This is a genomic window from Aquabacterium sp., assembly GCF_004297345.1.
Taxonomy (GTDB): Bacteria; Pseudomonadota; Gammaproteobacteria; order Burkholderiales; family Burkholderiaceae_C; genus Aquabacterium.
Genome location: NZ_SCTN01000091.1, coordinates 1 through 4,721 on the forward strand (window position 1 = coordinate 1; position 4,721 = coordinate 4,721).

Consider the following 4,721-nt stretch of genomic DNA (forward strand, 5'->3'; position numbering starts at 1 on the left):
CGCTGATCGAGATGATCATGGCCATGGTGCTGACCGGCATCCTGTCTGGCATCGTCGCGCAAATCATCATGGGGCCCGTGAAGGGCTATTTCGACTCAGCCCGGCGCGCCGAGTTGACCGATGCGGCTGATCTGGCCTTGCGCCGTCTGACTCGGGAGTTGCGCCACGGTGTGCCTAACAGCCTGCGCATATCCGATTCGGCAGGAAATGTCGGCTCATGCGTTTCAGGCACTTGCTATATCGAGTACATCGCCACCAGTGGCGGCGGCGCCTTCTCTACGACCCCTGGCTTCTTTACCGGCCTGACCACCTGCCTGGTCACCCCGGCCAATTGCCAGCTCACGGTGACCAGCCCCATGCCAAGCAACCCGGCTATGGCGGTGGGCGACTACATCGTCTTGAACAACACCAACAACAACGACATCACCAGCCAATACAACGCCTATGGGTGCGCTTCGCTGACGAACTGCAACATCTCCCGTGTGAGCAGCCTGGCAGGCAGCCTGGCGACACTGACCTCAGGTGCTTTGGGCCTGAATGTGTTTGGCTTTCCCGCGCCGTCCACCTCGCGCTTTCAAGTCGTGCCAGGCAACACCAAGGCCGTCATCTATGCGTGCACGGTTGCGCCGAGCAAGGGCACGATGAAGCGCTACTGGAACTACGGCCTGTTTGGCACCCCGGCTGCGGCTGCCGCGGCAGCAACGGGGGGCGGTTCATCCACCATTGTGGCCACCAATGCCGGGTGCAGTGTCAGCTACCCGGCCTCTGCGCAGACCTTCGGCGTCCTGATCGTATCGCTCACGCTGACAGACAGCTCCGGCGTCGATAGCGTCACGCTGATGCGCGAAATCCACGTGGACAACACACCATGAAACAGCGCTTGCAAGGCGGTTTTGCGCTCATCACGGCGATCATCATTCTTGTCGTACTGGCCGGGCTGGGCGCATTTGCGTCAAGCTTTATTCCCATGCAGCAACTCGGTTCTGCCGCAGACATTCAGGGGGCCCGCACCTTGATGGCTGCGCGCAGTGGCCTGGAGTGGGGGGCTTATCAGGTGACACAGGGCGGGCCATCCTGTGCGGCGACCACGTCCAACACCTTGCCGGCCACGGCCGCCTCGCTGCAAGGGATCACCGTCACGGTGACGTGTGACAGTTCCAAGGCGCCTCTGTACAAAGTCACGGCAACCGCTTGTAATCAGCCCTCTGGCGGGGCTTGCCCTAATACGACGTCGCCCAATGTCAGCTACGTTGAGAGGCAGGTCGAGATGGTTGTGCAGTACCCATGAGGTGGTGTGCCTGCCAAGGAGAACCAGGAGATGACCGCGATGAACATCACAGACAAATTCAAGGCCTGCCTGGCGTTGTGCCGCAAGCGGCAGCGCCTCATCGCACTGTTCCTGTTTCCGCTGGTTTTTGCCGGATGCGCGTCATACAACATCAAGGGCGGTTACTTTGATGCGGCCGAGAGGAATACGACCTTTCCCACGTCGGTTTCGGGCGTAACGCCATCGAACCTCCCGATTTACACCAAGATTGCAGGCGTGTCGTTCGACCTGGATATCCTGGCCGGCTTCTACATGACCGATAACACGTCCATTCAGCAGTCGGTGAGTGGCACGTACGCGAGCGGTGACGCGAACATCGATCTGGTCGATTTGAGTGCGCCCGGCTGCTCGTCCGCGTGCAGTGGCTCTATCGGTGACGGCTGTCAGGTCAGTGGCGTGACCATCGGTTCCCCGACCACGCATGCATATGGCGGCGGCGTGGGCAGTTCGGGCAGCGGTTATTACTATTGGAATGGCGGTGAGCAGGGGCGCAAGACCTACTTCACTTTCCTCGTCCCTCAGGCGCTGGGCAAGGCCAAGGTCCGGCTCTATGGCAAGGCTTGCTACAACGGCAGTTGCCAATCGGCCACCATGTGTTCGACGGACTCGTTCACCGTTCGACCCGCCTCTTTCACGATTACCTCTACGCCAGCCAGTGGGGCTACGCAGGCGGCAGGCAGCAACTACACGATGACGGCGAAGGCCGTCAGCGGTAGTGGCGCGACCATCACAGGCTATACCGGCACACCCAGCATTACCACCACAGGCTTCACGGACTGGAAGCCATCGGCCATTTCTGCGGGATCATTTACGGGCAGCTTCAGTGCGGCGGTGGCGGGTATCGCCAGCGGCAGCAACTTCAACTACACCGATTTTGGACAGTTGACCATTCCCGCAGGTGCCATCGCGGACAACACCTATGTGGCCAACTCGGGGTCGGGGGATGTGGCGGGTAATGACTGCATCAGCGGATCGAGTTCAAACACACTGTCGGGCGGGCAGTATGGGTGCAATATCGGCAACACGAGCACCACTACGCCTACCTTCATCGCGCACCACTACACGGCCACGCATACGATCACGCCTGCTTGCAACAGCAAGTTCACTTACTTTGGTCAGCCTTTGACTTATGCCGTGACCATTGATGCATTCAATGCGCTTGGTAACCGCATGACCCGCTTGACCTCCAGCGCGTCGGGCAAACCGACGTTCACCTTCTCTCAACTCAACAGCGGTGCGGCCACGATCAACCCGCTCTCGATCTCGTCGCCCACCTGGGCCGCTGACTCGACCTTTGGCACGGCCAATGGTGGCGAGTACGCTTTGAGCGCCACATCCACAGCGACAACGCGGCCCGCCGGGCTTTCATCGGTGTCGGCCGCGCCTCCCAGCTATGAGTCGTTTCAAGTGCGTGTGACCTCCAGCGATGCCAACATCACGACCTGCAATGGCGTGGCTGCGGCGGGCACCACAACGTGTGACTCGGCGGCTACCAAGTTGCGCTATGGCGTATTGAAGCTGTCCGATGGGCAGGGCACGTCGGTGTCTCCTGCATCTTTGCAGATCGCTGCGCAATACTGGAACGGTTCGTCCTTTGTCACCAATACCGATGACGTGTGCACGGTCGTCAATTTCAATGCGGGCACGATTGCCGCGAGCACCTTGCCCAGGCCCACAGCCAAGAACACCAGCACCACGTTGAGCAACGGTGTTGGGGCGTTGATGCTCAATGCCACCGCGGCGAACAATGTGGCGATCAAGATGGGCGCAGTCGACAACAACTGCGTGCTCGCGACCAGCAGCGTCGGCACCCCGCTCAATGCGTTGAGCGGCTACCTGGGTTCTGCCTCATGCTCCAGCAGCTATGACAAAGACCCGAGCGCCCGCCTGACATTTGGCACCCTGCGCAGCCCCTACGTCTATCGGGCCGAGAAGTTCTGAGTCGCCGTGGGCGGCAAGATGGCCCATGCCACGGCCACCGTGTAGGGCTTGCCCATCCAGTGGCTGTGCACCAGCAGTGTCGGTTGCGCCTGGAGCTTGGGGTAGCGCGCCAGTAGCGGCCCCACCTGCGTTTGGCTGTCTGGCGGCAGATCGGCCACGTCGATCTCGCCGCGGCTGAGCGGCCACACGAACACCGCACCGTGTTGCGCGACTTGCTCGGGGCGCAGCCACAGGGACTCGCTGAAATCGGCGTCGTAGAACACCGAAGGGCGGTCAGCGCTGTAGTGCGCCACCGTGCCGGCCACGAACTCTTCCCCCGCCACGATGGCCAGGGCTTGCCCGGTCTGCGCATGCCATTTGGTCGTCAGGATGGTGGCGATTTCCAGGCCTGGGTAGCCGGTGCGATCCAGCTTGTGCTTCTTTTGTGGGCCCAGCACGGCGGTGCTGGCGAAGATCGACACGGTTACCAGCATCCACAGTAACCAGGCCCAGCTGAACCGGCGGATGTTCAGCGAGTCAGGCTGGCGCCAGGCCAGCCACAAAGGCGCGGCACAAAGGAAAAAAGGCGAGGCCCACATGTGTAGCATCTTGGCCTGCGCCAGCGTGGCCGCCAGCATGATGAGCAGCAGCGGGGCCAACCCCAGCGTGAACAGCAGCCAGCGCTCATGCGCCGGGCGTTGCGTGGGTTGGCTGGCACCCAAGGTGCGCAGCAGCGCCCAGGCGGGCAACAAGGTCAAGGCCTGCGCCAGCACGAAGTTGATGAACTCCTGGCGCCAACTGCCTTGCTGCGCCAGTTCGTCGCTGTGGCCACGGCCGATGGCGTATTGCAGCGTGGCCCAGTCGTGGTCGATGGCCCACTTCAGGTGTGGCGCTATCACCAGCAGGCATACCGCTGCCGCAGCCCAGGGGCCTGCGCTGCGCCAGACCTGGCGTGCCACCGGGTTGATCCAGGTGTAGAGCACCAGGCAGGCCGGTAGCAGCAGGAAAACATACTTGCCCAGCGTACCCAATCCGCAGCACAGCCCCAGCCCGATCCACCAGCCCAGCTTGTTGCTGCGCAGCGCGCGCCAGCCGCATAGCGAGGCGAGGGCCCACAGCGGGAACATCACCACGTTGGCGTTGAACTCGGTGCTGGACATGTTGAAGTAGTGGATGCCCTCCGTGGCCATCAGGCCCAGCGTGGCCAGGCGCGTGCCCAGCAGCTCGCGCCCGAGTACCCAACTGGCCGCCATGCCGCCTGTCACCATGAGTTGCGCCAGCAGGAACAAGCTCCAGTTCGAGGGCCCCAGGCGCGCCATCTCGGCCAGCCAGCCCGAGAGCGGCGGGTGCTTGTAATAGCCCCATTGCCACTCGCGGCCCCAGGCCAGGGCCTCGACCACGTCCAGCGGCAGGTTGCGCGAAACCAGCAGCGGCAGGGCTGTCCAGATCAGGAGGTGCAGCACCAGCAGGGCGG

The 4,721-nt window shown here is 62.4% G+C and carries 4 protein-coding genes; 3 read left to right on the top strand and 1 reads right to left on the bottom strand.

The window, feature by feature from the left end:
- From EPO09_RS02595 to EPO09_RS02605, 3 genes are all read left to right on the top strand, one after another.
- Window positions 1-872: hypothetical protein (locus tag EPO09_RS02595; RefSeq protein WP_290639851.1), on the top strand; the 872-nt coding region annotated here is incomplete at its 5' end.
- Window positions 869-1,288: an agglutinin biogenesis protein MshP gene (locus tag EPO09_RS02600; RefSeq protein ID WP_290639853.1), complete on the top strand. Its 420-nt coding sequence runs from the start codon at window positions 869-871 to the stop codon at window positions 1,286-1,288. The genes EPO09_RS02595 and EPO09_RS02600, both read left to right, overlap by 4 nt.
- A 39-nt stretch (window positions 1,289-1,327) precedes the next feature.
- Window positions 1,328-3,268, top strand: coding sequence for a DUF6701 domain-containing protein (locus EPO09_RS02605; RefSeq protein ID WP_290639855.1), 1,941 nt, complete (start codon window positions 1,328-1,330; stop codon window positions 3,266-3,268).
- Here the strand turns inward: EPO09_RS02605 and EPO09_RS02610 are convergent.
- On the bottom strand, window positions 3,247-4,721 hold a 1,475-nt coding region (locus EPO09_RS02610), incomplete at its 5' end, for a glycosyltransferase family 39 protein (protein ID WP_290639857.1). The genes EPO09_RS02605 and EPO09_RS02610 overlap by 22 nt on opposite strands.

Bases quoted from the DNA above. Each gene is read 5' to 3' on its own strand.
- EPO09_RS02600 (WP_290639853.1), top strand. From the start codon at position 869: ATGAAACAGCGCTTGCAAGGCGGTTTTGCGCTCATCACGGCGATCATC.
- EPO09_RS02605 (WP_290639855.1), top strand. From the start codon at position 1,328: ATGAACATCACAGACAAATTCAAGGCCTGCCTGGCGTTGTGCCGCAAG.